General features: G+C 72.0%; 23 protein-coding genes. 13 read left to right on the forward strand and 10 right to left on the reverse strand.

Going from position 1 to position 26250, the window contains the following annotated elements; translation table 11 throughout:
* Nucleotides 1-81 precede the first annotated feature (81 nt).
* The 4 genes from leuA to ACZ38L_RS10260 all read left to right on the forward strand — a co-directional run bounded on the left by leuA (nucleotide 82) and on the right by ACZ38L_RS10260 (nucleotide 4651).
* Nucleotides 82-1863, forward strand: coding sequence for a 2-isopropylmalate synthase (gene leuA, locus ACZ38L_RS10245; protein WP_465691171.1), 1782 nt, complete (start codon nucleotides 82-84; stop codon nucleotides 1861-1863).
* 293 nt (nucleotides 1864-2156) lie between these two features.
* Entirely contained in the window at nucleotides 2157-2822 is a 666-nt protein-coding gene (locus ACZ38L_RS10250; RefSeq protein WP_465691173.1) for a TerB family tellurite resistance protein, read from the forward strand.
* Between the two features lie 240 nt (nucleotides 2823-3062).
* Nucleotides 3063-3809 carry a DNA repair protein RecO gene (recO, locus tag ACZ38L_RS10255; protein ID WP_465691175.1) on the forward strand — a complete coding sequence of 249 codons (747 nt, stop codon included), beginning with the start codon at nucleotides 3063-3065 and terminating at the stop codon, nucleotides 3807-3809.
* A gap of 2 nt (nucleotides 3810-3811) precedes the next feature.
* Complete coding sequence (locus ACZ38L_RS10260; RefSeq protein WP_465691177.1) at nucleotides 3812-4651, forward strand: isoprenyl transferase; 840 nt, start codon at nucleotides 3812-3814, stop codon at nucleotides 4649-4651.
* A 53-nt stretch (nucleotides 4652-4704) separates the two neighbouring features.
* On the opposite strand, the gene ACZ38L_RS10265 is transcribed toward ACZ38L_RS10260, so the two are convergent.
* The 4 genes from ACZ38L_RS10265 to ACZ38L_RS10280 are packed head-to-tail and all read right to left on the reverse strand — an operon-like array spanning nucleotide 4705 to nucleotide 7753.
* On the reverse strand, nucleotides 4705-5118 hold the full coding sequence (locus tag ACZ38L_RS10265) for a Fur family transcriptional regulator (RefSeq protein ID WP_396564120.1): 414 nt from the start codon (nucleotides 5116-5118) through the stop codon (nucleotides 4705-4707).
* A 34-nt stretch (nucleotides 5119-5152) separates the two neighbouring features.
* Entirely contained in the window at nucleotides 5153-6082 is a 930-nt protein-coding gene (locus ACZ38L_RS10270) for a metal ABC transporter permease (protein WP_465691179.1), read from the reverse strand.
* Nucleotides 6079-6795, reverse strand: a complete 717-nt coding sequence (locus ACZ38L_RS10275) for a metal ABC transporter ATP-binding protein (RefSeq protein ID WP_465691181.1) — start codon at nucleotides 6793-6795, stop codon at nucleotides 6079-6081. Before ACZ38L_RS10275 ends, ACZ38L_RS10270 begins: the two co-directional genes overlap by 4 nt.
* Before the next feature lie 4 nt (nucleotides 6796-6799).
* On the reverse strand, nucleotides 6800-7753 hold the full coding sequence (locus tag ACZ38L_RS10280) for a metal ABC transporter substrate-binding protein (protein WP_465691183.1): 954 nt from the start codon (nucleotides 7751-7753) through the stop codon (nucleotides 6800-6802).
* A 226-nt stretch (nucleotides 7754-7979) separates the two neighbouring features.
* Here ACZ38L_RS10280 and ACZ38L_RS10285 point away from each other — a divergent pair, with 226 nt between their 5' ends.
* Nucleotides 7980-9362 carry a glycine--tRNA ligase gene (locus tag ACZ38L_RS10285; protein ID WP_396564113.1) on the forward strand — a complete coding sequence of 461 codons (1383 nt, stop codon included), beginning with the start codon at nucleotides 7980-7982 and terminating at the stop codon, nucleotides 9360-9362.
* 105 nt (nucleotides 9363-9467) lie between these two features.
* Here the strand turns inward: ACZ38L_RS10285 and ACZ38L_RS10290 are convergent, their stop codons facing one another.
* Nucleotides 9468-10058 (reverse strand): NADAR family protein, encoded by a 591-nt coding sequence (locus tag ACZ38L_RS10290; protein WP_465691186.1) that lies wholly within the window; start codon nucleotides 10056-10058, stop codon nucleotides 9468-9470.
* 144 nt (nucleotides 10059-10202) lie between these two features.
* Nucleotides 10203-11657: an MFS transporter gene (locus ACZ38L_RS10295; RefSeq protein WP_465691188.1), complete on the reverse strand. Its 1455-nt coding sequence runs from the start codon at nucleotides 11655-11657 to the stop codon at nucleotides 10203-10205.
* A gap of 101 nt (nucleotides 11658-11758) precedes the next feature.
* On the opposite strand from ACZ38L_RS10295, the gene ACZ38L_RS10300 reads away from it, so the two are divergent.
* Nucleotides 11759-12676 carry a helix-turn-helix transcriptional regulator gene (locus tag ACZ38L_RS10300; protein ID WP_465691190.1) on the forward strand — a complete coding sequence of 306 codons (918 nt, stop codon included), beginning with the start codon at nucleotides 11759-11761 and terminating at the stop codon, nucleotides 12674-12676.
* 66 nt (nucleotides 12677-12742) lie between these two features.
* On the opposite strand, the gene ACZ38L_RS10305 is transcribed toward ACZ38L_RS10300, so the two are convergent.
* Both ACZ38L_RS10305 and ACZ38L_RS10310 read right to left on the reverse strand, forming a co-directional pair.
* Nucleotides 12743-13546: a hypothetical protein gene (locus ACZ38L_RS10305; RefSeq protein WP_465691192.1), complete on the reverse strand. Its 804-nt coding sequence runs from the start codon at nucleotides 13544-13546 to the stop codon at nucleotides 12743-12745.
* A 223-nt stretch (nucleotides 13547-13769) separates the two neighbouring features.
* Nucleotides 13770-14285, reverse strand: coding sequence for a hypothetical protein (locus ACZ38L_RS10310; protein ID WP_465691194.1), 516 nt, complete (start codon nucleotides 14283-14285; stop codon nucleotides 13770-13772).
* Nucleotides 14286-14455: 170 nt separating this feature from the next.
* Between ACZ38L_RS10310 and ACZ38L_RS10315 the strand changes: the two genes are divergently transcribed.
* The 6 genes from ACZ38L_RS10315 to ACZ38L_RS10340 all read left to right on the forward strand — a co-directional run bounded on the left by ACZ38L_RS10315 (nucleotide 14456) and on the right by ACZ38L_RS10340 (nucleotide 22458).
* On the forward strand, nucleotides 14456-15739 hold the full coding sequence (locus ACZ38L_RS10315) for a sensor histidine kinase (RefSeq protein ID WP_465691196.1): 1284 nt from the start codon (nucleotides 14456-14458) through the stop codon (nucleotides 15737-15739).
* Nucleotides 15727-16371 (forward strand): response regulator, encoded by a 645-nt coding sequence (locus tag ACZ38L_RS10320; protein ID WP_396564099.1) that lies wholly within the window; start codon nucleotides 15727-15729, stop codon nucleotides 16369-16371. Before ACZ38L_RS10315 ends, ACZ38L_RS10320 begins: the two co-directional genes overlap by 13 nt.
* A gap of 6 nt (nucleotides 16372-16377) precedes the next feature.
* Nucleotides 16378-17172: a DUF4097 family beta strand repeat-containing protein gene (locus tag ACZ38L_RS10325; RefSeq protein WP_465691199.1), complete on the forward strand. Its 795-nt coding sequence runs from the start codon at nucleotides 16378-16380 to the stop codon at nucleotides 17170-17172.
* Between the two features lie 125 nt (nucleotides 17173-17297).
* The gene (gene dusB / locus ACZ38L_RS10330) at nucleotides 17298-18530 is read left to right on the forward strand and encodes a tRNA dihydrouridine synthase DusB (RefSeq protein WP_465691201.1); all 1233 of its coding nucleotides are present in this window, start codon (nucleotides 17298-17300) and stop codon (nucleotides 18528-18530) included.
* Nucleotides 18531-19051: 521 nt separating this feature from the next.
* Nucleotides 19052-21805, forward strand: coding sequence for a pyruvate, phosphate dikinase (ppdK, locus tag ACZ38L_RS10335; protein ID WP_465691287.1), 2754 nt, complete (start codon nucleotides 19052-19054; stop codon nucleotides 21803-21805).
* A gap of 206 nt (nucleotides 21806-22011) precedes the next feature.
* The gene (locus ACZ38L_RS10340; RefSeq protein WP_465691203.1) at nucleotides 22012-22458 is read left to right on the forward strand and encodes a ribonuclease domain-containing protein; all 447 of its coding nucleotides are present in this window, start codon (nucleotides 22012-22014) and stop codon (nucleotides 22456-22458) included.
* Between the two features lie 118 nt (nucleotides 22459-22576).
* On the opposite strand, the gene ACZ38L_RS10345 is transcribed toward ACZ38L_RS10340, so the two are convergent.
* The gene (locus tag ACZ38L_RS10345) at nucleotides 22577-23563 is read right to left on the reverse strand and encodes a hypothetical protein (RefSeq protein WP_465691205.1); all 987 of its coding nucleotides are present in this window, start codon (nucleotides 23561-23563) and stop codon (nucleotides 22577-22579) included.
* Nucleotides 23564-23713: 150 nt separating this feature from the next.
* Nucleotides 23714-24457: a GNAT family N-acetyltransferase gene (locus ACZ38L_RS10350; protein WP_465691207.1), complete on the reverse strand. Its 744-nt coding sequence runs from the start codon at nucleotides 24455-24457 to the stop codon at nucleotides 23714-23716.
* A 716-nt stretch (nucleotides 24458-25173) separates the two neighbouring features.
* Here ACZ38L_RS10350 and ACZ38L_RS10355 point away from each other — a divergent pair.
* Nucleotides 25174-26130, forward strand: coding sequence for a PAC2 family protein (locus ACZ38L_RS10355; protein ID WP_465691209.1), 957 nt, complete (start codon nucleotides 25174-25176; stop codon nucleotides 26128-26130).
* Nucleotides 26131-26250: the final 120 nt, after the last annotated feature.

Here is a 26250-nt window from a genome sequence, read left to right on the forward strand (position 1 = left end):
GCGCTGCGCCGCACGAGTCGGCCCGTCGGGTGAGTGCCACCCCGACCAGCCCGCATTCGAACAGAAGCCGAGAGTCTCACTATGACCGAGCAGTCCTCCGTCGCTCGCGCGTTCATCGACCGGCCCACTCCGATCACCGCGGCGAGCGTCCGGCAGCAGCCGTCCGGCATGCCCTTCGGCCGCTACGTGCCGTTCGGCACCGTCGAGCTGCCGGACCGCACCTGGCCGAACAAGGTGATCACCCGGGCGCCGCGCTGGCTCTCCACGGACCTGCGGGACGGCAACCAGGCGCTGATCGACCCGATGTCGCCGGCCCGCAAGCGCAAGATGTTCGACCTGCTGGTGGGGATGGGCTACAAGGAGATCGAGGTCGGCTTCCCGTCCTCCGGGGCCACCGACTTCGACTTCGTCCGTTCGCTGATCACCGACGGCGCGATCCCCGAGGACGTCACCATCTCGGTGCTGACCCAGGCCCGCGAGGACCTGATCGAGCGGACCGTGGAGTCGCTGGTCGGCGCCCCGCGCGCCACCGTCCACCTGTACAACGCCACCTCGCCGCTGTTCCGGCGGGTGGTCTTCCGGGGCAGCAAGGCCGACATCAGGGCGATCGCGGTGGACGGTACCCGGCTGGTCATGGAGTACGCCGAGAAGCTGCTGGGCGAGGAGACGGTCTTCGGCTACCAGTACTCGCCGGAGATCTTCATCGACACCGAGCTGGACTTCGCGCTGGAGGTCTGCGAGTCCGTGATGGACGTCTGGCAGCCCGGCGAGGGCCGCGAGATCATCCTGAACCTGCCGACCACGGTCGAGCGCTGCACCCCGAACGTCTACGCCGACAAGATCGAGTGGATGTCGCGCAACCTGTCGCGCCGCGAGTTCGTCGCGCTCTCCACCCACCCGCACAACGACCGCGGCACCGGCGTGGCCTCGGCCGAGCTGGCCGTCATGGCCGGTGCCGACCGGGTCGAGGGCTGCCTGTTCGGTCAGGGCGAGCGGACCGGAAACCTGGACCTGGTCAACGTCGGGATGAACCTGTTCTCCCAGGGCGTCGACCCGATGATCGACTTCTCGGACATCGACGAGATCCGGCGCACCTACGAGTACTGCAACCAGATGAACGTGCCGGAGCGCCACCCGTACGCCGGCGACCTGGTCTACACGTCCTTCTCCGGCTCGCACCAGGACGCCATCAAGAAGGGCTTCGACGCCCTGGAGGCGGACGCGGCGGCGGCCGGCGTGCCGGTCGGCGAGTACACCTGGGGCGTCCCGTACCTGCCGATCGACCCCAAGGACGTCGGCCGCTCGTACGAGGCCGTGATCCGGGTCAACAGCCAGTCCGGCAAGGGCGGCATCGCGTACGTCCTGAAGAACGACCACAAGCTGGACCTGCCCCGCCGGATGCAGATCGAGTTCTCGAAGATCATCCAGGCCAAGACCGACGCCGAGGGCGGCGAGGTCACCCCGGCCGCGATCTGGGAGGTCTTCCAGGACGAGTACCTGCCCACCGAGCGAAACCCGTGGGGCCGGATCAGCCTGCGCGAGCAGCAGAGCCTGACCACCGAGGACGGACGCGACGCGCTGGCGGTGGCCGCGCTGGTGGACGGCGTCGCCACCACGCTGAGCGGCAGCGGCAACGGCCCGGTCTCCGCCTTCGCGGACGCGCTGGCCACGATCGGGGTGGACGTCCGGGTGCTGGACTACGCCGAGCACGCGCTGAGCGAGGGCGGCGACGCCCAGGCCGCCGCGTACGTGGAGTGCGCGGTGGACGGCCAGGTGCTGTGGGGCGTCGGCATCGACGGCAACACCGTGCGCGCCTCGCTGAAGGCGATCATCAGCGCGGTCAACCGGAGCGGCCGCCGCTGACCCCGCTCGATCCCCGCGTCGATCCCGAGGGCCGTCGCTCGCCGCGGCGGCCCTCGGGCGTGCCCGGCCGTCAACCGCGCGGCCCCACTGACCCGCAGGAGTGGACTCCGGTCGCAGGTGTGGCCTGGGACACACTTTTTCCGTCCTGCCGGCGTTCGGGGTACTGACACATCCCGGCAACCATGGCAACATCGACGCACCGGAAACGGGGTCGGTGGGACCACCCGCACTTCCGGTCGCGAGACCTGCCGGTCGACGTGCAGGCCGCCTGCCATGTCTGGGGAGTTGGCGCCGTGACACGGTTGTGGGGTGTTCGCCCGAGGTGGCGGACGGATGTTCTCGGCGACTTCTTCTGTCCCGGCTGTGGCGGAGACCGCAACTACCGCCGGCAGCACGGTCGGCGGTGGCTGCGGCTGCTCGGCACGCCACTGCTGCCGCTCGGCCCGGTGCTGGGCAGCGTGCAGTGCACCTCCTGCCACGGCCGGTACGGCGTGGAGAGCCTGGAGGCCCCGACCTGCGTCCGGCTGACCGGGATGCTGCGCGACGCGCAGTACACCATCGCGCTGGCCGTGCTCGCGGCCGGCGGGACGGGCTCGGCGGCGGTCCGCGGCGAGGCCTGCGAGGTGATCCGGGCGGCCGGCTTCGAGGACTGCGGCGAGGCCCAGGTGCTGGCCGCGCTGGCCGCGCTCTCCGGTCGCGGCGACGGCGAGCCGTTCGACGTGCACGGCGTGGGCGGCGGGCTGGCGATCGAACTGCACGCCGCGCTCGAACCGCTGGCCCCGCACCTCAGCCAGCAGGGCCGGGAGCGGCTGTTGCTGCAGGGCGCCTGGATCGCGCTGGCCGACGGCCGGTACCTGCCGCAGGAGCGTGCGACGCTGACCGCGGTGGGCGGTCGGCTGCGGCTGGGCGAGCAGGCCGTCGGCCGGCTGCTGGAGGCCGCCACCCGTACCCCGCACTAGCCCCGCACCGGCCCCGCTGTACGGCACCCGAACCGGGCCCGATCCCCCCTCCGGGCCCGCCGCGACCCGCACCGGCTCCCCCGTAGCCCCCGGTGCGGGCGCGCGGCTGTCAGGGCCCGGGCCGATGGCCCGGCCGCCTCCGCGGGTGCGGGAGAATGGGTGGATGGCCATCCTGTCCTGCCGTCCCCGTGCGGCCCGGCATCCCCAACGAGCCCGTTCCGAGCACCGGACGGCCGCGCGATGAGCCTGATCCGCGACGACGGCGTGGTGCTCCGGGCCCAGAAGCTCGGCGAGGCCGACCGGATCATCACCCTGCTGACCCGCCAGCACGGCAAGGTCCGGGCAGTGGCCCGCGGGGTCCGCAAGACCAAGTCGAAGTTCGGCGCCCGGCTGGAGCCGTTCTCCCACGTGGACGTGCAGTTCTTCAGCCGTGGCAGCGAGTTGGTGGGGCGCTCGCTGCCGCTCTGCACCCAGGTGGAGACCATCGCCCCCTACGGCGGCGGCATCGTCACCGACTACGGCCGCTACACCGCCGGGACCGCGATGCTGGAGACGGCGGAACGTTTCGCCGAGAACGAGGGCGAACCGGCCGTCCAGCAGTACCTGCTGCTGGTCGGCGGCCTGCGCACGCTCGCCGCCGGCCTGCACGAGTCGCACCTGGTGCTGGACGCCTTCCTGCTGCGGTCGCTCGCGGTCAACGGATACGGTGCCAGTTTCACCGACTGCGCCAGGTGCGGACTGGACGGGCCCAACCGGTTCTTCTCGCTCCAGGCGGGCGGCGTGCTCTGCGCGGACTGCCGAGTGCCCGGATGTGCCGTACCCTCCCCTGAGACACTGGTCCTGCTCGGCGCGCTGCTGTCCGGAGACTGGCAGACGGCCGACACCTGCGAACCCAGGTACTGGCGGGAGGGCAGCGGTCTGGTCGCCGCCTACCTGCAGTGGCACCTTGAGCGGGGTATCCGCTCGATGAGATACGTGGAGAAGTGAGCATGGCAGCGCGACGGCTCTTCGGTGGCAGCAAGCAGAAGGAGTACGTTCCTCCGACCCCGCACCCCAGCGGCGCCCAGCCGCCGAAGATCCCCGGTGAGCTGGTCCCGAACCACGTCGCCATCGTGATGGACGGCAACGGCCGCTGGGCCAAGGAGCGCGGCCTGCCCCGCACCGAGGGGCACAAGGTCGGCGAGAGCGTGGTGCTCGACGTGCTGGCCGGCGCGATCGAGCTGGGCGTGAAGAACGTCTCGCTCTACGCCTTCTCCACCGAGAACTGGAAGCGTTCCCCGGACGAGGTCAAGTTCCTGATGAACTTCAACCGGGACGTCATCCGCCGCCGCCGCGATGAGCTCGACGCGCTGGGCGTGCGGATCCGCTGGGCCGGCCGGATGCCCAAGCTCTGGAAGAGCGTGGTCCAGGAGCTCCAGGTGGCCGAGCAGCAGACCAGGGGCAACGACCAGGTCACCCTCTACATGTGCGTCAACTACGGTGGCCGGGCCGAGATCGCGGACGCCACCGCGGCGATCGCCGCCGACGTGGCGGCCGGGAAGCTGGACCCGAAGAAGGTCAACGAGAAGACCATCGCGAAGTACCTCTACCACCCGGACATGCCGGACGTGGACCTGTTCCTGCGGCCCAGCGGCGAGCAGCGCACCTCCAACTTCCTGCTCTGGCAGTCGGCTTACGCGGAGTTCGTGTTCCAGGACGTGCTCTGGCCGGACTTCGACCGGCGCGATCTGTGGCGCGCCTGCGAGCAGTTCGCGATGCGCGACCGCCGGTTCGGCGGGGCGCTGCCGAACGAGGTCGCCCCGGGCGAGCCGGTGCCGGCGCAGCGCTGATCCGACGTCCGTGGGGCCGCGTCCCGACCGGGACACGGCCCCACGGACGTTGTTCAGCGCTGCTTGGCCGCGCAGTCGCCGCAGGTGCCGAAGATCTCCAGGGTGTGCGCGATGTCGGTGAACCCGTGCTCCGCCGCCACCGTGTTGGCCCAGCGCTCGACCGCCGGGCCCTCCACCTCGACCGTGCTGCCGCAGTGCCGGCAGACCAGGTGGTGGTGGTGCCCGCTGCTGCAGCGCCGGTAGACCGCCTCGCCGTCCGCGGTGCGCAGCACGTCCACCTCACCGGCGTCGGCCAGCGACTGGAGGGTGCGGTAGACCGTGGTCAGGCCGACCGAGTCGCCCCGGTGCTTGAGCATGTCGTGCAGTTCCTGCGCGCTGCGGAAGTCCTCGATCTCGTCCAGTGCGGCGGAGACGGCGGCGCGCTGACGGGTGGATCGGGCTCGTGGCGACGGGCCTGCGGTGGTCACCGGTGCTCCTCCTGTGGATGGGGCGGGTCACCCCTCATTGTGCCAGCCTCGCACTCCCGACCGGGTCCTCCTCGGCGGCCGCCGGCCGCAGGTCGTCGCCGTCCGCACGCTGGCCCGGCAGCGCGGCCGGTGCCGCCCTCCGGTGCCGTCGGCGGGCCAGCGGCGCGGCCAGCGCGCTGAAGAGCGCGAAGCAGGCGATCGCCAGCAGCACGATCGCCGACCCGGGCGGCACGTCGGCCTGGTAGGCGAGGCCCACCCCGCCCAGCGAGACCAGCACGCCGAGCCCGATCGCCAGTGCCTGGGTGGCCAGGAACGAACGGGTGAGCAGCTGCGCCGCCGCCACCGGGACCACCATCAGCGCGCTGACCAGCAGCAGGCCGACCACCCGCATGGCGACCGTCACGGTCACCGCGGCCATCACCGCGAGCAGCAGGTTGAGCAGCCGCACCGGGATCCCGGTGACCCTGGCGAACTCCTCGTCCTGGCAGACCGCGAAGAGCTGCCGGCGCAGCCCCAGGGTCACCGCGATCACCACGGCGCCGAGCACCGCGGTGGTCAGCAGATCGGACGAGTCCACCGCGAGGATCGAGCCCCAGAGGTAGCTGTCCAGGCTGCCGCCGGTGCCGCTGGCCGTCGGGGCCTTGCTGATCAGCAGCCGGCCGCAGGCCATCCCGCCGTAGAAGAGCATCGCCAGCGCGATGTCGCCGCGCTGGTTGCCGCGCGAGCGCACCAGCTCCATGATCACCGCGGCCGCCACGCAGACCAGCACGGCCATCCAGACCGGGCTGGTCCGGAAGACCAGGCCGAGGCCGACGCCGGTGAGTGCGACGTGGCCGATGCCGTCGCCCATCAGGGCCTGCCGGCGCTGCACCAGGTAGATGCCGACGCTCGGCGCGGTGACGCCGACCAGCAGGGCGGCCAGCAGCGCGCGCTGCATGAAGGCGAAGGAGAGCATCTCGGTCATGCCGGCACTCCCTGGGCGGTGAACAGGCGGTGGTGTGCGTCGGGCGGTCCGTCCTGGACCACCCGGCCGTCGCGCAGCAGCACCGCGCGGTCGATCAGCGGCTCCAGCGGCCCGAGTTCGTGCAGCACGAGCAGCACGGCCGCGCCGCGGGCGACCTCCTGGCGCAGGGCGTCGGCGAGCACCCGCTGGCTGGCCAGGTCCACCCCGGCCATCGGCTCGTCCATGATCAGCAGGTCCGGCGCGCCGACCAGGGCGCGGGCGATCAGCACCCGCTGCTGCTGGCCGCCGGAGAGGTCGGCGACGCCGTCGCCGGCCCGGTCGAGCAGGCCGACCGCGTCCAGCGCGCGGTCCACGGCGGCCCGGTCCCGGCGGCGCAGCGGCAGCAGCCGGTGCAGCGGCAGCCGTCCGGTGGCGACCACCTCGCGCACGGTCGCCGGGACGCCGCCGGCCGTGGTGGTGCGCTGCGGGACGTAGCCGATCCGGTGCCAGGCGCGGAACCCGGCGAGCGGGGTGCCGAAGAGCGCCAGCTCGCCGTCCTGAAGCGGGACCGAGCCGACCACGGCCTTGACCGTGGTGGACTTGCCGGAGCCGTTGGCGCCGAGCAGGGCGACCACCTCGCCCGGGCGGACGGTGAGGTCCACGCCGCGCAGCACCGGGCGGCCGCCGAGGGCGGCGACGGCGCCGCGCAGCCGGATGACGGGGGTGTTGGTCACGGGGTCAGCCCCCACTGGCGCAGCCGAGGGCGGTGCGCAGGTTGTCGAGGTTCTGGCCCATGACCGAGAAGTAGTCGGACCGGGTCGGGGCCTTGACCCCCTCGATCGGGTCCAGCACCGCGGTCTTCAGCTTGAGGTCCTGGGCCACCGAATCGGCCAGCTTGGGGCTGGCCAGCGTCTCGAAGAAGATCGTGGAGACCCCGTTGGCCTTGGCGGCCTGCTGGATCCGGGCGAGCCGGGCCGGGGTCGGCTCGGATTCGGGGTCGACGCCGTTGATGGCGATCTGCTGCAGGCCGTAGTGGTCGGCGAGGTAGCCGAAGGCGGCGTGGCTGGTCACGAAGGCCTTGCCGGAGCAGCCCCGCAGCCCGTCCCGGTACTGCTGGTCCAGCCCGTCGAGCCGCTGCACCACGGCCTCGGTGCGCTGCTGGTAGTCGGCGGCGTGGGTGGGGTCGGCCTTGGCCAGCCCGTCGCCGACGTTCCTGGCGACCGCCGCGTAGCGGGTGGGGTCCAGCCAGATGTGCGGATCGCCGGCCGCCTCGGACGACGGGTGACCGTCGTGGCCCTCGGTGCCCTCGTCGAGGTGGTGGTCGACCAGCGGGGACGCGGCGGCGGCGTCCACCACCTGGCTGGCGTTCGACTCGGCGACGGCCTTGTCCACGGTGGGCTGCAGGCCCTTGAGGTAGAGGACCACACCGGCCTGTTGGACGGTGCCGACCTGCTTGGCCGTCAGCTCCAGATCGTGCGGCTCGGCACCGGCCGGCGTGAGCCCGGTCACCTCGAGGTGGTCGCCGCCGATCTGCTCGGCCAGGTACTGCATCGGATAGAACGACGCCACCACCTTCAGTCGGCCGTCGCCGCTGGTGGCCGTGGAGCCGTTGCCACAGGCGGCGAGCAGCAGCGTCCCGGTCAGCGCGGTGGCGGCCAGGGCTATCGAGGTGGGGAGGCGGCGCAACATCATGACAATCATTCTCATCTTAATTGGAAATGATTGTCAACTCGCTATGGCCGAGCTGTGGGGGAGTGGGTGGGACATGTGCTTATCGATTTGAACCCCCCACCCACCGGGCCGGTAACCTGAGGTATTCGGGCGCGCGGTTCCGGCCGCGGCGCCCACCCTCCCGGCGCGGGCCCCGTCTGCGCCCCGCCCTGGTCCTTGACCGCGTCGTCGTACTGAAGAGAGCACTGTGGCCGCCGACAAGATCGACACGATCGTCAGCCTGAGCAAGCGCCGTGGCTTCGTCTACCCCTGCAGCGAGATCTATGGCGGTTCGAAGGCCGCTTGGGACTACGGACCGCTGGGCGTCGAGCTCAAGGAGAACATCAAGCGCCAGTGGTGGCGTGCGGTGGTCACCGCGCGGGAGGACGTCGTCGGGATCGACTCGTCGGTGATCCTGGCCCGTGAGGTCTGGGAGGCCTCCGGTCACGTCGCCACCTTCAACGACCCGCTGACCGAGTGCACCTCCTGCCACAAGCGGTTCCGCGCGGACCACCTGGAGGAGGCGTACGAGGCCAAGCACGGCCGGGTGCCCGCCAACGGCCTGGCCGACGTCAACTGCCCGCACTGCGGCACCAAGGGCGCCTTCACCGAGCCCAAGGAGTTCTCGGGCATGCTGAAGACCCACCTCGGCGTCACCGAGGAGGCGTCCGGCCTGGCGTACCTGCGCCCGGAGACGGCGCAGGGCATCTTCACCAACTTCAAGGCGGTGCAGACCACCTCGCGCAAGAAGCCGCCGTTCGGCATCGCGCAGGTCGGCAAGAGCTTCCGCAACGAGATCACCCCGGGCAACTTCATCTTCCGGACCCGTGAGTTCGAGCAGATGGAGATGGAGTTCTTCGTCAAGCCGGGCGACGACGAGAAGTGGCACGAGTACTGGCTCGAGCAGCGCTGGAACTGGTACACCGACCTGGGCCTGCGCACCGAGAACATGCGCTTCTTCGAGCACCCGAAGGAGAAGCTCTCGCACTACGCCAAGCGCACGGTGGACATCGAGTACCGCTTCAACTTCGGCGGCAGCGAGTTCTCCGAGCTGGAGGGCATCGCCAACCGCACCGACTACGACCTGTCGGTGCACAGCGAGCACTCCGGCCAGGACCTGAAGTACTTCGACCAGGAGTCCGGTGAGCGGTACTTCCCGTACGTCATCGAGCCGGCAGCGGGCCTCAACCGCGCGATGCTGGCCTTCCTGCTCGATGCCTACTTCGAGGACGAGGCGCCGAACGCCAAGGGCCAGATGGAGAAGCGGGTCGGCATGCGGCTGGACCCGCGGCTCGCGCCGGTCAAGGTGGCCGTGCTGCCGCTGTCGCGCAACGCCGACCTCTCGCCGAAGGCCCGCGGTCTGGCCGCCGACCTGCGCACCGCGTGGAACGTCGAGTTCGACGACGCCGGCGCGATCGGCAAGCGCTACCGCCGCCAGGACGAGATCGGCACGCCGTTCTGCGTGACGGTCGACTTCGACACCCTGGAGGACAACGCGGTGACCATCCGCGAGCGCGACACGATGGCGCAGGAGCGGGTCTCGCTGGACCAGGTGAAGGCCTACCTCGGCGCGCGGCTGATCGGCTGCTGAGGCCGCTGGGCCGGGGCCGCTGATTCGGCCCGCTGAACGCCGTTGCCCCCCCCCCCCCGCCCGGGGGGGGGGGGGGCCCCCCCCCCCCCCCCGGCCCTGCCGCGCTCAGCCGGTGGGTTCGGCGGCGAGCCGCTCCCGGGTCGCCATCAGGGCGAAGCCCAGCAGGTTGAGGCCGCGCCAGTGTGCCGGCTCGGTGGCGTGCTCGTGGTCCGCCGCCAGTCCGATGCCCCAGACCCGGTCCAGCGGGCTGGCCTCGACCAGCACCCGGCGGCCGGTGCCGAGCAGGTAGCCGCGCAGCGCGTCGTCCTGCCCGAACTTGGCCACGCTGCCGGCCACCACCAGCTCGAACCGCTGCTCGACCCAGCGCTGCTCGTCGAAGTCCCGGACCAGCCGGCCGAGCTTCTTGGCCTCCGCGGGCGTCTTCGCCGCCAGGATGCGCGGCACGGCCTCCTCGTCGCCGAAGAGCCGGGCCTTGCCGGCCATCATCCAGTGCTCGGCCGTCGGGTAGCGGACGCCGTCGACGGTGAACTCGGACGGCCACCACTGGCTGAGCGCGCCCGGACCGATGCCGCCGTCCCGGCTCGGGCGGTGCCCCCAGAACAGCAGGTACTTGGGGCGCTCGCCGGCGGCCACCAACGCGGTGAGTTCGCTGCGGTCACGGGCGTCGGCGGCGGTCGGCGGTGTCTGGTGCGTCATGGCGATCATCCTCGCAGCAGGGACTGACGGCGGTCGGGGATTTTTCCCCGGCAGGGGTCAGGCGCCCCGGCTCGGGCCCTCTTCCGCGGTACCGGGGCTCCCGCCCGCCGTCCTCTCCCGCCGTCCTCTCCCGCCGTCCTGGAGTCAGCCCATGGTGCGGGGCAGCCGGGCGCTGAGCAGGAAGATCACCAGGGCGCCGGCCAGCTGGATCGCCAGCACCAGCGACAGCGCGTGGCCGGTGCCGAGCGAGGGGGCCAGGGCGAGGAACAGGGTGCCCAGGGTGGCCACGCCCAGGGCCAGACTGGACTGCTGGGCGGTGGCCAGCACGCCGCTGCCGACGCCCGCGCGTTCCAGCGGCACCTTGGAGAGCACCACGCGGAACAGCGGGGTGCCGATCAGCCCGTTGCCGAGGCCGGTCAGTGCCATCCCGGGCAGCAGGGTGAGGCCGGAGAGGCCGTGGTAGTCGGCCAGCACGGTGGCGATCATGGCGCCGGTCCCGACCGCCTGGACCACGGCGCCCGCGGTGATCACCCGGCTGCCGAAGCGGCCGATCAGCCGCGGACCGGCCAGCGAGGAACTGAAGTAGCCCACGGCCAGCGGGACCAGCGCCCAGCCGGCCATCACCGGGTCGAGCCGCAGGCCCTGCTGGAGCGTGATCGCCAGGACGAACATGAAGCCGCCGAAGCCGGTGAAGTAGGGGAGCGCGATGCCCAGCCCGCGGCGCATCTCGGGGATCCGCAGCAGGGACGGCGGCACCAAGGGGAGCCGCCCGGCCCGCTCGGCGCGCAGTTCGACGACGATGAACGCGGCCGCGGCGAACGGGAACAGACCCATCGACAGCCAGGTCCAGAGCGGCCAGCCGACCGCGCGGCCCTCCATCAGCGGGATGAACAGGGCGAGCAGGGCAACGGTGAGCAGCGCCGTGCCCGGCAGGTCGATCCGGCTGGGCGCCGCCGACCGGCTCTCCGGGACCCAGCGGATCGCGAGGACCGCGGCGGCCAGGGCGAACGGGACGTTCAGCAGGAAGACCGCGCGCCAGCTGGTGCCAAACAGGTCGGCGGAGACCAGCATGCCGCCGAGCACCTGGCCGATCACCACCGCGATGCCGCCCACCGCGCCGTAGATGCTCAGGGCGCGGGCGCGCTGCGGGCCGTCGGTGGCGGCGGTGATGGTGGCGAGCACCTGGGGGATCAGCAGCGCAGCCGAGGCACCCTGGGCGACCCGGGCGGCGACCAGCGTCCAGGCGGTGGGCGCGAGGCCGCAGGCCAGCGAGGTCAGTGCGAAGGCGGCGGCGCCGATGATGAAGAGCCGGCGCCGGCCCACACTGTCACCGAGCCGGCCGCCCAGCACCAGCAGGACGGCGAAGGCGATGCCGTATCCGGCGGCGATCAGCTCCAGCACGGCTGGCCCGGCCGTCAGGTCGTGGTCGATGGTGGGCAGGGCGACGTTGACGATGAAGAAGTCCAGCATCGGCAGGAAGGCGCCGAGCAGGACGGTGACCAGTCCGGCGACCGTGAGGGTGCGGTGGGGGACGGTCGGGGTGGTGGGCGCGGTGTTTGGCAGGAGGTGAGCCGGTAGGCGATCCAGTTGCTGTGTCACGGGTACTACGATCCGATGACCGGGAACCTGGTACCAGAGTCTGTTTATCCTGTTATCAGGAGTACCTGGAACCCGGATCGCCGCAGGCGCATCCTAGGAGTATGAGTAGCTTGATCTCTCCCGCCACCACCGCCGCTACGGCCTCCTCCGCCACTGCGGCCACACCCGCGGCCCCCGCCGTGCCGCATACCGCGGACGTCCGGCGGCAGGAGCTGTCCGCCTTTCTGCGCAGCCGGCGGGAGCGGATCTCCCCGGAGCAGGTCGGCCTGCCGAAGACCGGCCGCCGCCGCACCCCGGGGCTGCGGCGCGAGGAGGTCGCCCAGCTCGCCGCGGTCGGAGTGACCTGGTACACGTGGCTGGAGCAGGGGCGGGATATCCAGGTATCGGTCCAGGTGCTCGACTCGGTCGCCCGGGCGCTGATGCTCGACCCGAACGAGCGGAAGCACCTGTTCACCCTAGCCGGGGCAGGCGACCCGGCGCCGACTGAGGAGTGCCCGGTGGTCACCCCGGCGATCAAGCTGGTACTCGACCAGCTGGAGCCGTACCCGGCCTGCGTGCTCAACAGCCGGTTCGACGTGCTCGCGTACAACCGGGCCTACGACCGGGTCCTCGGTCTCTCCGAACTGCCTTACGAGGACCGGAACCTGATCTGGTTGATCTTCACCAACCAGCGGTACCAGTCGCGTTGGGTGGACCTGGAGTCCGCCCGGACCGTCTCGGTCGCCCGACTCCGCGCGGCGATGGCCGACTACGTCGACGATCCCGCCTGGAAGGCGCTGCTCGCCCGACTGCGGCAGGCCTCGCCGGACTTCGAGGCGGCCTGGCAGCGGCACGAGGTCGCCGCGCGCGACAACGGGAGCAAGGGCTTCTTGCATCCGGAAGTCGGTCTGCTGCGGCTGGACTTCACCAACTTTTGGCTCTCCCCGCAGCCTGGCCGCCGGCTGGTGGCTTACACCCCGATGGACGACGAGACCCGGGAGCGACTGGAGCGTCTGGCCGCCGCCGACCGCGCTTCTTGATCCGGGCTTCCCAGCCAGGGCCTTCTAACCTGGTTCTCCCAACCCGGGCTTCCCGACCGGGTACCGCTACGAGTGCTGCATGCTGAGGCGTTGAGGCTGCCACAGCTGGGTCCAGGGGTACTGACCACTGGCTCCCTGGGCCGTGCTCTCTCCTGTCAACATCTCCACAACCCGTGCCACGGCTACTCCCGCTGCCCGCACTGCCGTTCCCGCTGCCCGCACTTCTGGTACCGCCGCACCCACTACCCGCACCATCGTCACCGCTTCCTCTGCCGCAACCCCCAGCGCCCGCAGCACTGTTGCCAGGTGCAGCACCGCTGCTCCCAACGCCCGGGCCCGCGTTCCCGCATCCCGTATCACGGTGCCCACGGTCCGCAGTACCGCCGGCACCTCGCGTATCGCCACTCCCACGTTCCACGCCATCGTTCTGATCTTCCGCAGTGCCGGCGACGTGCTGCTGTGCGGTGCCGCGCCCGCGGTGGCCCTGCGGGGGCGCTTGGCCATGGCCAGGCAGAGCGCTGCCAGCGGGAGCTCAGCGAGCACCGCCATGGCCACGGCTATCGCCAGGGCGCTGCCAGGTGCGGCCGTCCGCACGTCGAACCAGGCGTCGCCGCTCAGCAGCAGGGCCGCCGCCAGGGCGGCGGGCCGGTGCTGCTCGCCGCCCCGGCGTAGCAGGACGGCCGTGGTGAGCAGGCAGACCGCCTCCAGAACGTCCAGTACCACCCAACCCGTCGAGTGCCGAACCACGATGGCCAGCACGGCGATCCACGGAATCAGGACGATGCCGGCCCCTCCGAGGAGCAGGGAGGGTATCCGAACCCCGGTACTGCGCAGGGTGGCTGCCACCCGCAGCCGCCCCATCCCGCTCATGCTCCTTGCCACCCCTGCCACTGCCCGTCTGGTCTGCACCGCCCAGAGCCCCGACATCGTCTGCACCTCCTTCGCCCCACTCGACACGATCACCGTCACCCTCCCCTCGCCCACTGCCGCCCCCCGGCCTCGATCACCGAGCCCTGATCGCCCGCTCTCGATCGCCGGCCCCGATCACCGCTCCCCGGGACCCGCCGAGCCCGGTGTGGCGCCGCGCTGCTTCTCAGCCCACCCGGGCTGGGCGCAGCCGCTCGGTCGTCCCTTCGGGGTGCCGGACCAGGACCCCGGCCACCCGGCCCGGTACCCAGGCGAGCCAGAACTCCCCGGCGACCGTGACGACATCGGCCGGTGGCTGGACCTCGCGTAGTTTCGCGATGGCGAACAGCACCTGGGGTGCCGAACCGTCCGCCCTCAGGCGGCCCCAGGCGAACCCGCTGCCGCCGCCCTCACCGAGGGACTGCCGAGCCCCGCGCAGCAGCTCGCCGGTGAGCGAGGAGCCGACCAGAACGTCGAGCAACTGGTCGTGCTCGTATATCTCCAGCGCCGACCGGCCGTTGCGCCGCGGTGTCGTCCGCACCGACCACGGACCCTTGGCCGGCCATGCCAGCGTGTCGATCCCGCCGGGCTCGTCGGCTGGCTCCCGGATCGCGTTGCCGGAGCGCACCAGCCCGCCCTCCCCCTGCTCGCCGCCAGGCTGCTGCGCCTCGGCCACCTCGACCACCCCGTCCGTCTCGTTCACTGGCCGGATCCCCCGTTCCCCGGTTCTCCCGCTGACGGAATCAAGAATCGCGGCCCCGGGACCGGAAGTCCTTGTCGCTCACTTCCGTCTTTGGGGTGTACCTAGGTACACCCCAAGCGGGCACCCAGGTGCAATGTCAGGGCCCGGGAGCGAGTCCTAAGCTGAGCGGCATGATCAGCATCAGCGGGCTGCGCCGAGGGCGCGACAGTGGCGGCGGCAGCGCGTCGGGCGGCGTGGCCGCCGCGGCTCCCGGCCATGCCGATCCGCTGGCCTGGGCCGCCGCGGCCTGGCGGGACGCCGTGCTGGTCGCCGCCGGGGCGCCGTTCGCGGTGCCGGTGGTGCTGATGCTGACCCAGGCCAGCGCGATCGGGCCGATGTTCACGCTCCTCGCGCTCCTGCCGGCCGTGCTGACGGTCGGCCAGCGCAGCCGGTTCCGGGTGCTCGGTGGGCTGGACATCCCCCGCCGGCCGGTCCTCCCGCCGGGGACGAGGTGGACCCCGCTCGCCTGGCTGCGCGCCGAGGCGACCTGGCGTCAGTTCGCCTATCACTGGGTGGTCGGACCGCTGCTGGCGACCGCCGGGGTGCTCACCCTGTTCGGCTGGGGCGCCGGGGTGGTGCTGGCCACCGTCTTCGGCTGGGCCTGGTTGATGCCGCACGGCAGTCCGGTCCGTGGCGACGGCTGGACGACGCTGGACACCTGGGTCACCGCGCTCGGCCTGCTGCTGCTGGTCATCGCCCCCTGGGCGATCAGCCGGATCGCCCGCGGCGACCGGCGGGCCGCCGCCGCGCTGCTCGGCCCGAATCGGGCGCGGGAGCTGGAGCGCCGGGTCGAGGACCTCGCCGAGAGCCGGGCCGGCGTGGTGGACGCCGCCGACGCCGAGCGCCGCCGGATCGAGCGTGATCTGCACGATGGTGCCCAGCAGCGGTTGGTCTCGCTGGCGATGAACCTCGGGCTGGCCCGGAAGACCCTGAAGGACGTCCCACCCGACGCGATGCAGGTCATCATCGAGGCGCACGAGGAGGCGCAGGCCGCCATCGTGGAGCTGCGTGACCTGGTCCGCGGCCTGCATCCGGTGGTGCTGGAGGACCGGGGGCTGGACGCAGCGCTCTCCGGGATCGCGGCCCGAGCCCCGCTGCCCGTCCGGCTGGACGTCGATCTGCCACGCCGCGTGGAGCCGACGGTCGAGGCGGTCGCCTACTTCGTGGTCTCGGAGGCGCTGGCCAACGTGGCCAAGCACGCCCGGGCCGCCAAGGCGGATGTCTCGGTTCGCCTCCAAGGGCCGCGGCTGCGGATATCCATCACCGACGACGGCGTGGGCGGCGCGGATCCCGCCAAGGGAACCGGACTCGTCGGGTTGCGAAAACGCGCGGCCTCGGTCGACGGGACCCTTGCCATAATCAGCCCCCTCGGGGGCCCGACCACCATCACTGTGGAGTTGCCGTGCGTGCTGTGATCGCTGAGGACTCGGTCCTGCTCAGGGTCGGCCTGGTCAAGGTCCTGGAGGCGGTCGGCTACGAGGTGGCGGCGGCGGTGGGTGACGCCGAGGCACTGCTCACCGCGGTCGAGGAGCACCGGCCGCAGGTGGTCGTGGTGGACGTCCGGATGCCCCCGGGCTTCACCGACGAGGGGGTCCGCGCCGCACTGGTGATCCGCCGCGAGTGGCCCGAGGTTGCCGTCCTGCTGCTCTCCCAGTACGTGGAGGAGCGCTACGCGGCCGATCTGCTCGCCTCCAACACCAGCGGGGTGGGCTACCTGCTCAAGGAGCGGGTAGCCAATGTCGACGACTTCGTGGAGGCGCTGCAGCGAGTGGCGGCCGGCGGCACGGCCCTGGACCCGGAGGTCGTGGCGCAGTTGCTGGTCCGTGGCCGTCGCGATCCGCTGGAGCGGCTGACCCCGCGCGAGCGGGACGTACTGGGCCTGATGGCGCAGGGCCACTCCAACGCGGCCATCGCGGAACACCTGGTGGTGAGCGACAGCGCGGTGGCGAAGCACATCAACAGCATCTTCACCAAGCTTGAGCTGCCTGCGGCGGACGCCACCCACCGGCGGGTGCTGGCGGTGCTCCGGTTCCTGGGCGAGGGGTAGCGCGCCATGCTGTCACCGCAGTTGGAGCAGCGAGTCTGGCGGCCGGCCGGCCTGGTGCTCGCCGTACTGGTGATCCTGATCGGCGCGGGCCAGGCATGGGGCGCGCTCACCGAGCAGACCGAGAGCGAGCCCACCCAGGTCCTTGGTCCGATCAGCGCCCTTGACCTCGACCTGGACGACGCCTCGGCCCAGATCAGCCCCGGGGCGGAGAGTCAGGTCGGGATACAGCAGAACCTGGACTGGACCTTCCGCCGACCGGTTGTCGAGCAGACGCTGATCGGCCGGCTGCTCCGGATCAAGGTCCGCTGCCCGAGCATCCTCGGAGTCGGTGAACCCACGTGCTCGGTGGCGCTGAGCATCAACGTCCCGCGCGCGACGGCGGTGACGGTCCGGCTGAGCTCGGGCTCGGCCAAGGTCAGCGGGTTGAGCGGCGAGCTCAGCCTGCGCAGTTCCTCCGGCAGCATCGAGCTGGACGGGGACTCCGGCCGGATCTCCGCCCACAGCACCAGCGGGCAGATCCGGGGACAGGGGCTGACCTCCCAGGACGTGCAGGCCACACTGACCTCCGGGCAGCTCAGCCTCGGGTTCACCGCACCACCGGCCCGGGTCGCCGTCAGCGCCACCTCGGGCGAGGCCGACCTGACCGTGCCCCCCGGGAGCACCTACCGGGTCACCACGCACACCGCGTCGGGGGGCGGGGTCGATCGGGATCCGGGACTGGACGATCCGCAGTCCAGCAGGAGTATCACGGTGTCCACCATCTCCGGGCACGCGAGCCTGGCGTACTCGTCGACCGGCTGACGGGCCCCTGCGGATCGGTCCCGATGGATCGGACCCGATGGCAGCGCCAGCGGGGGTCGGTGGGCGGTGGGGGACAATGGAGAGTCCCGTCCGCCCACCGTGCACCTGCTGAGGATCCGCCGCGCATGACCACCACGCCTGACAGAGCCCCGACCGCCCCTGCGGCGAGCGTCCCCCCGGCCGTGGCGGCGGACATCCCCACGCCGGCCACCCCCGCGCCCGGCGAGTTCGCGCCGCTCGCCATCGGCCCGCTGGAGGTCTGGCCCCCGGTGGTGCTGGCGCCGATGGCGGGGATCACCAACGCCCCCTTCCGCACCCTCTGCCGGGAGCAGAGCGGCGGCAAGGGGCTGTACGTCAGCGAGATGATCACCACCCGGGCGCTGGTCGAGCGGAACGCCAAGACCATGCAGCTGATTCGCTTCGACCCGAGCGAGAAGCCCCGGTCGATCCAGCTCTACGGCGTCGACCCGGCCACCGTCGGCAAGGCCGCCCGCATGATCGCGGACGAGAACCTCGCCGACCACATCGACCTGAACTTCGGCTGCCCCGTCCCCAAGGTGACCCGCAAGGGTGGTGGCTCCGCGCTCCCCTACAAGCGCAACCTGCTGCGGGACATCCTGCGCGAGGCGGTGGGCAACGCCGGGAGCCTCCCGGTCACCATGAAGATGCGCAAGGGCATCGACGACGACCACCTCACCTACCTGGACGCCGGCCGGATCGGCGCCGAGGAGGGGGTGTCCGCCATCGCCCTGCACGGCCGCACCGCCGCCCAGCACTACGGGGGCACCGCCGACTGGTCCGCCATCGCCCGGTTGCGCGAGGCCGTCCCGGCCGAGGTCCCGGTACTGGGCAACGGCGACATCTGGTCGGCCGACGACGCCCTGCGGATGATGCGCGAGACCGGCTGCGACGGCGTGGTGGTCGGTCGCGGCTGCCTGGGCCGCCCGTGGCTCTTCAAGGACCTGGTCGCCATCTTCGAGGGCGACACCGACTACGTCCGTCCCGCCTTCGCCGACGTCGCCCGCACCATGCTGCGCCACGCCGAGCTGCTCGGGCAGTGGATGGGCGACGAGAGCCGCGGCGTCGTGGACTTCCGCAAGCACGTCGCCTGGTACACCAAGGGCTTCTCGGTCGGCTCGGAACTGCGGGTCAAGCTGGCGATGGCCGGTTCGTTGGCCGAGTTGGCCGAGCTGCTCGGCCAGGTGGGCCAGGAGCAGGGCTGGCCGGCCGGCGCGGACGGTCCGCGCGGCCGGACCAGTGGCAACGGCCGGGTGGTCCTGCCCGAAGGCTGGTTGGACGATCCGTACGACTGCGCCCTGCCGAGTGTTGACGCCGAACTGGACACCTCGGGCGGCTGACCCCTGACGTAGAGGCAAAATTAGCCGCGCGCCCGGTCCGGACGTCCCGGCCCAGCCCTCTTGGCCATACTGGCCAAGAGGGCTCCCTTTTGGTGAATATCCACCACGGAGCGTAGGGGATCCGGCGCGTTCCGCGACGGATCGATGAGTTCCAGTACGTACCATGGGCAGGCCGTGGCCGTGACCCTCGCCACATCGGGCCACCCCGGAAGGGGTGTCGGGAGCACGAAAGAGGCCGTGGTGTCCAAATCGCTTCCCGAACGGGTGTCGGAGCGGATCGGACCTCTTGGCTGCAGGAAATCAAGCCGAGGCAACGGCCTGCCGTGCGAGCCACTACCCTCTGTCGGCTCCGGTTGATCTTCGTGGGCCATTGTTTTCAAGACTTGAACGCTCGCTAGCGTCAGCCGGACGATTTCATCAACAGAGGTGAACGCCTTCACGGGCATTTGATCTCGTGGGTCACTGCTGGCAATCGGCCTCGGACGGCCTATCGACAGCGCGAAAGTGCCTTCGAAATGGGTATGTTCTCCGGCGTCAGGGCAACCCCCGTGCGAGGAGACCGACCCGTGGCGGCGACGCAGAAGTTTGTTTACTCCTTCACCGAAGGAAACAAGGACCTCAAGGACCTGCTCGGCGGCAAAGGTGCCAACCTCGCCGAGATGACCAACCTCGGGCTCCCGGTCCCTCCGGGGTTCACCCTCACCACCGAAGCCTGCAAGGTCTTCCTGGAGACCGGCGCCGAGCCGGCCTCGCTGCACAACGAGGTCAGCGAGCACCTGGCCGCCCTGGAGCAGCAGATGGGCAAGCGGCTGGGCCAGCCGGACAACCCGCTGCTCGTCTCGGTCCGCTCCGGTGCCAAGTTCTCGATGCCCGGCATGATGGACACCGTCCTCAACATCGGTCTGTCCGATGCCTCGGTGGCCGGGCTCGCCGCGCAGTCCGGCAACGAGCGGTTCGCCTGGGACTCCTACCGCCGCCTGGTCCAGATGTTCGGCAAGACCGTGCTGGGCGTCGAGGGCGAGCTGTTCGAGGAGGCCCTCGACGAGGCCAAGCGCGCCAAGGGCAGCGCCAACGACCTCGACCTGGACGCCGCCGACCTGCGCGCACTGGTCGAGACCTTCAAGGCCATCGTGCTGCGCGAGACCGGCCGGGAGTTCCCGCAGGACCCGCGCGAGCAGATGGACCTGGCGATCCACGCCGTCTTCCACTCCTGGAACGGCGACCGGGCCCGCCTCTACCGTCGCCAGGAGCGCATCCCCAACGACCTGGGTACCGCGGTCAACATCTGCAGCATGGTCTTCGGCAACCTCGGCGAGGACTCCGGCACCGGCGTCGCCTTCACCCGCGACCCCTCCACCGGCGCGGTCGGCGTCTACGGCGACTACCTCTCCAACGCCCAAGGCGAGGACGTCGTCGCCGGCATCCGCAACACCCTCCCGTTGGCCGACCTGGAGCAGCTGGACAAGAAGTCGTACGACGAGCTGATGGCGATCATGCACAAGCTCGAACTGCACTACCGCGACCTGTGCGACATCGAGTTCACCATCGAGCGCGGCAAGCTCTGGATGCTGCAGACCCGGATCGGCAAGCGCACCGCCGCGGCCGCCTTCCGGATCGCCGTCCAGCTGGTCGACCAGGGTCTGATCGACCTGGACGAGGCGCTGCACCGGGTGACCGGCGGTCAGCTCTCCCAACTGATGTTCCCGCGGTTCGCCCCCGACACCAGCTCCAAGCAGATCGCCTGGGGCCTCGCCGCCTCGCCCGGCGCCGCGATCGGCAAGGTGGTCTTCGACTCCTACACCGCCGTCAAGTGGTCCCGCTCCGGCGAGAAGGTCATCCTGGTGCGCCGCGAGACCAACCCGGACGACCTGGACGGCATGATCGCCGCCGAGGGCATCCTGACCTCGCGCGGCGGCAAGACCTCGCACGCCGCCGTGGTCGCCCGTGGTATGGGCAAGACCTGTGTCTGCGGCGCCGAGGAGCTGGAGGTCGACACCAAGCGCCGCCGGATGACCACCGCCGACGGGCAGGTGATCGAGGAGGGCGACGTCGTCTCGATCGACGGCGCGACCGGCAAGGTCTACCTGGGCGAGGTCCCGGTGCTGCCCTCCCCGGTGGTGGAGTACTTCGAGGGAACCCTGCACGCCGGCGCGGACGTCCAGGGCGGTCTGGTGCAGGCGGTGCACCGGCTGATGTCGCACGCCGACGTGCGCCGCCGGCTCGCCGTGCGGGCCAACGCCGACAACGCCGAGGACGCCAACCGCGCCCGCCGCTACGGCGCCCAGGGCATCGGCCTGTGCCGCACCGAGCACATGTTCCTCGGCGAGGAGCGCCGCAAGGAGGTCGAGCACCTGATCCTGGCGGACAACGACAAGGACCGCGAGCAGGCCCTCTCCACCCTCCTCCCGCTGCAGAAGGGCGACTTCGTCGAGCTCTTCCAGTCGATGGACGGGCTGCCGGTGACGGTGCGCCTGCTCGACCCGCCACTGCACGAGTTCCTGCCCGACATCACCGAGCTGTCGGTCCGGGTCGCCCTCGCCGAGGCCCGCAAGGACCCGAACGAGAACGACCTGCGGCTGCTCCAGGCCGTCCACAAGCTGCACGAGCAGAACCCGATGCTGGGTCTGCGCGGCGTCCGGCTCGGCCTGGTGATCCCCGGCCTGTTCGGCATGCAGGTCCGGGCGATCGCGGAGGCCGCCGCCGAGCGCAAGCTGGCCGGCGGTGACCCGCGGCCCGAGGTGATGATCCCGCTGGTCGGCACCGTGCAGGAGCTGGAGATCGTCCGCGACGAGTGCGAGCGGGTGCTGGCCGAGGTGGCCAAGTCCACCGGCGTCACGCTGGACATCAAGCTCGGTACGATGATCGAACTGCCGCGCGCCGCCGTGACGGCCGGTCAGATCGCCGAGGCCGCGGAGTTCTTCTCCTTCGGGACGAACGACCTCACCCAGACGGTCTGGGGCTTCTCCCGCGACGACGTGGAGGCCAGCTTCTTCACCGCCTACCTGGAGAAGGGCATCTTCGGGGTGTCCCCGTTCGAGACCATCGACCGCGACGGCGTCGGCTCGCTGGTCAAGCACGCGGTGGAGGCCGGCCGGGCGACCCGCCCCGACCTCAAGCTCGGGGTCTGCGGCGAGCACGGCGGCGACCCTGACTCGGTGCACTTCTTCCACGAGGCGGGGCTGGACTACGTGTCCTGCTCGCCCTTCCGGATCCCGGTGGCGCGGCTGGAGGCCGGCCGGGCCGCCCTCGAGACTGCGGGCAGCGACTCTCGCTGACCGCGACCCCCTCCAGCGGGGAGGGGCGTACGGCGGAGCTCGGCGCAGGAGGGCCGCCGTACGTACAGCAGCCGGGGCGGGAACGGACAATGGCGTCCGTTCCCGCCCCGGAGGCGTTTCCCGGGGCGCCCGCGGGTGCTGCGCCATCCGGGTGGGCCCGGCCGGCTCGCCGACGCCGGGCCGGGGGCACCCGGCAAGCTGGCCTCATGACCAGTCGCGCCCGTCTGATCGTCGTCGCCGTCCTGCTCGCCTGCGCCGTCGCCGCGGCCGCCCGCTACGCGTTGACCGACGGGCAGCATCCGACACCGACGGCCGGCTCCCCGGTGACCAGCGCGCGACCGGTGGCTTCCCGGGCATCCGGCAGCCCGGCCCGCGCCGACGTCTGCCGCAGCAAGCTGCCCAGTCAGGCTCGCGACACCCTGGTGTTGATCGCCCGCGATGGCCCGTACCCCTACCGGTCGGACGGCGTGGTCTTCGAGAACCGCGAGGGCCGGCTGCCCCGGCAGCGCAGCGGCTACTACCACGAGTACACGGTGCCGACCCCGGGCTCGGCCGACCGGGGGACCCGGCGGGTGGTCACCGGCGGCGCGGGCGAGGAGTACTGGACCGCGGACCACTACGGCACCTTCCAGGAGATCGACGACCACTGCTGAGCCGCGCGAGCCCGTGTCCTCCACGGGGCCGGCCGCCCGGCAGGCCTGACCGTCGCGGCGGCCGGTGGACCGGACCCCGGGAGCGGTGGCCGTGACCCGCCGGCCTGATCCGGCCGGGTCAGCGGGCCCGCTGCCAGCTGACCCGGTGGTAGGGGCCGTGCGGGCCGGAGGCCAGCAGCGTCCGCAGCTCGTGCAGCACCGGAGCCGGGTCCCGGCGCAGCTGTGCCGGGGTGGCCCGGACCACCGGCAGCCGGGCCACCTGCAGCCGGTTGCCCCGGGTGAGCGTCCACTCGTGGTCCGCGGGCCGCAGGTGCCAGGCGCGGGAGTCGACCTCCAGCGCCACGCAGGCGTCCGGCCAGAACGCGTCCGGCACCGCGAGGAACTGACCGTCCAGCAGCAACACCGGGCTCCACAGCGGCTCCGGCAGCCCGCCGGCTCGCAACACCTCGCGCGCCTCGGCCTCGGCGATCGAGTACACCCCGGCGGTCAGCTCGTCCGCTACCTGCCGGACGTGTGGCAACGAGGCCGTCGCGGGCGAGCCGCCGAGCAGTTTGCCGAGCAGTTCGGCGCGCTCGCAGTGCCGCCCCTGCACCGCCTCGGCGCAGAGCGCGCGGAACCGCCGGTCGCCGGTCAGCACCGGTGCCAGGTCGGCCAGCGCGCGCCCCACCTCGACGCTCCACAGCCCGTCGTCGCGCTGGAAGCCGGCCGGCATCCCGGGGCTGCGGTGCACCCGGACGAAGTCGCGGCTGGCCACCCGGCGGCAGCCCGGGATCAGCACGTCGACCATCTCCAGATCCGCCGGGTGCCCGGCGCTCGCCAGCCCGACGTCGGCCAGCACCGCCATGCCGGTCAGCAGCACCGCGCCCGGGTGCGGCCGCTGGCCCTTGGGCGCGGCGTAGCTGAGCGCGGCACGCAGGCGTTGGTGCGGTGTCAGGCGCCCGTTCTGCAGGCAGATCACCCGCGGCAGCACCCGCTGCCAGGGTCCGCCCGGCCGAAGCCGGTGCGCGATGGTGCCGGACGGAACGCCGTGCTCGATCAGCTGGGCACGGGTGACGATGTGCTGCTGGTCGGCGCCGAGCAGTCGCAGGGAGTTGAGCGCGGTCATGGGGGAGGGGTGCCCGGCAGGACGGTAGGTATGCGAAATATCCCCCGCAGGTGGCTACCCCCGATCGCGGTTGACTCCACGGCCGGGGCACACCCGGTGCGGGCCCGGACGGTGGAGGCCGGGCCGGCCGCCGGCTGGGCCGGGATCGGATCAGGCCGGGATCAGGGAACCGGCGTGTCTGACACACTCCTGGTCGAGTTCGCGGCCCATGCCGCGGGCGATCCGGCGGTCCGGCGCGCTCGGCGAGGTGGCCGCGGCGATCCGCAGCTCGATGATGTCGCGGACGGCCGGCCACTCCTCGGCGAGGATCGAGTAGAACGCCGTGCCCCGCACCACCCCGTCCAGCCCCCGGCTGTGCGCCCGCCGGACACCCTCGGAGGTGGCGCCGAGCCGCTCGATCGCCGCGCGCGAGCGCAGGTTGCGGGCGTCGGCCCGGAGCGAGATCCGCTGCACGCCCCAGACCTCGAAGGCGTGGCGCAGCATCAGCAGCTTGGCCTCGGTGTTGATGCCGGTGCCCTGGGCGTGCGCGGAGAGCCAGGTGCGGCCGATCTCCGCGGCGTCCGGGGTGGCGGTCGCCGGGTCGCCGATCGGGCCCTGCGGCAGCGGCGGCCAGACCACCGGGCCCTGCCAGTAGTCGAGCTCCAGGAACCGGGTCGAGCCGACCACCAGGCCGTCCGAGGCCCGCACGGTGGCGAAGACCAGCGAGCGGCCGGCCGCCTGGTCGGCCTGCGCGGTGGCGATGAACTCGCGGGCGCCCGACAGCCCCTGCGGGACGGCCGTGAACGCGTACGAGCTGCGATCCTCGGCGGCGGCCGCGGCCAGCGCCTCGGTGTGCTGCTCTGTCAGGGGCTCCAGCCGGACGGTGCGGCCGGTCAGGGTAACGGTTGCTGGCACGGAACCTTCGGTCCTTCGGCGATCGGAGGGCCCTGACGTCCGGGGTACGGACGGTCGGGAGGACAGGTCGCCCCGTCCCCTGCCGTTCCCCGGCCCCGGGTACGCCGGGGCGGGTCGTACCAGGGGGAGGGGGCGGCCCGGGAGGCGGGCAACGCGGTGCCGGCGCGGGCATGGTTCACATGGACCGATCCGGCGGGACGTGCGAGGGGACAGTGTGCGTCCGCGAGATGGCCGAGAGAGGAAGGAGAGCGCGAAGGGAAGCAGGCGGCCAGATGAAGGCAAGGTGACATTCAGGTGGCTGGCCGTACATGGATCGGGACCGCGGCCCACGGCGTGACAGACGACGTGGCGGCGACGCGATGATGCGAGGCAGCGAGAGGACGATACCTGCCTTGGCCCCGCACGTCACTTCGCGGCGCGCCGGGTGTTGTCGCGAGCTGGCGGCGGCCTGGCCGCCGGAATGTCCGGACCGCCTCTGACCAGGGGTTCTCCGTCGGTGGCCGGTTGCGGGATGAGATGATTCCGACACCGTCCTGATGGCGTCGGCCGGTCGCCCGGCGGCCGCGCGGCCGGTGAGGGTGCTCGCCGGACGGGTGAGCGGGGGAATGTCCGCGACTCGCGGCATGCTGCACTGGGCGAGGGTACGCCGCGGTCGGCTGCGGTCGGGCGGCCCCGGCCAGGAGTAGGACCGACGACGAGAAACGGTTGGGTGCGCGGTGCGTGATCCCGAGGCGCTGTACGAGCTGGAGCCGAAGGGCGTGGCGGCGGTGGCCGCGGCGAACGCCGCGGCGACCTCCGTCCAGGGCGGGCCGGAGACCGGCCTGGTCCTGCTGTACCACTTCGAGGGCTTCATGGACGCCGGTGAGGCCGGCGGCCAGGTGCTGGCCCACCTGCTCGACCAGGGCAGCCCGGTGGTGGTGGCCCGGTTCGACCACGACCGGCTGGTCGACTACCGCGCCCGCCGCCCGGTGATGACCTTCGATCGGGAGAGCTGGTCGGCGTACGAGCCGCCGGAGATCCTGCTGCGGCTGGTCCACGACGCCACCGGCGCGCCCTTCCTGGTGCTCAGCGGCCCGGAGCCGGACGTCGAGTGGGAGGCCTTCGCGGCGGCGGTCCGCCGGCTGGTGGAGGAGCTGGGGGTGCGCCTCACGGTGGACTTCCACGGCATCCCGATGGGTGTCCCGCACACCCGCCCGGTCGGCCTGACCCCGCACGGCAACCGGCTCGACCTGGCGGTCGGCTACCCGCAGTGGTTCGAGCGGGCCGAGGTGCCGGGCAGCGCCCAGGCGCTGGTGGAGTACCGGCTCGCCGAGGCCGGCCACGACGTGCTGGGTTTCGCGGTGCACGTCCCCCACTACGTGGCCCGTTCGGCCTACCCGGCGGCGGCGGTGCTGATCCTGGAGGCGGTCCAGTCGGCGACCGGTCTGGTCCTGCCGGGCCACGAGCTGCGCGACCGGGTCGGCGAGGTGTACGCCGACATCGAGGAGCAGCTCTCGCACGGCGACGGCGAGCTGCGCACGGCGATCCGCGGCATGGAGGGCCAGTACGACGCGGTGGCGGGGGCCGAGACCCGGGAGAGCCTGCTCGCCGCCTCCGCCGAGCTGCCCTCGGCCGACGAGCTGGGGCGGCAGTTCGAGCAGTTCCTGGCCGAGCACGAGCGCGGCGCGGAGTAGCCCGGCGCAGTGCTCGGGAGCCCGGGAGCGTCCGAACGGGTGGGCCGGGAGTCGTTCCGGCCCACCCGTTCGTTGACCCCCGGGTGGCCCGGGCGGCGGGCCGTCCCACCGTGTGAGAGG

The sequence above is a fragment of the Kitasatospora sp. NPDC024654 genome (genome assembly GCF_055559155.1).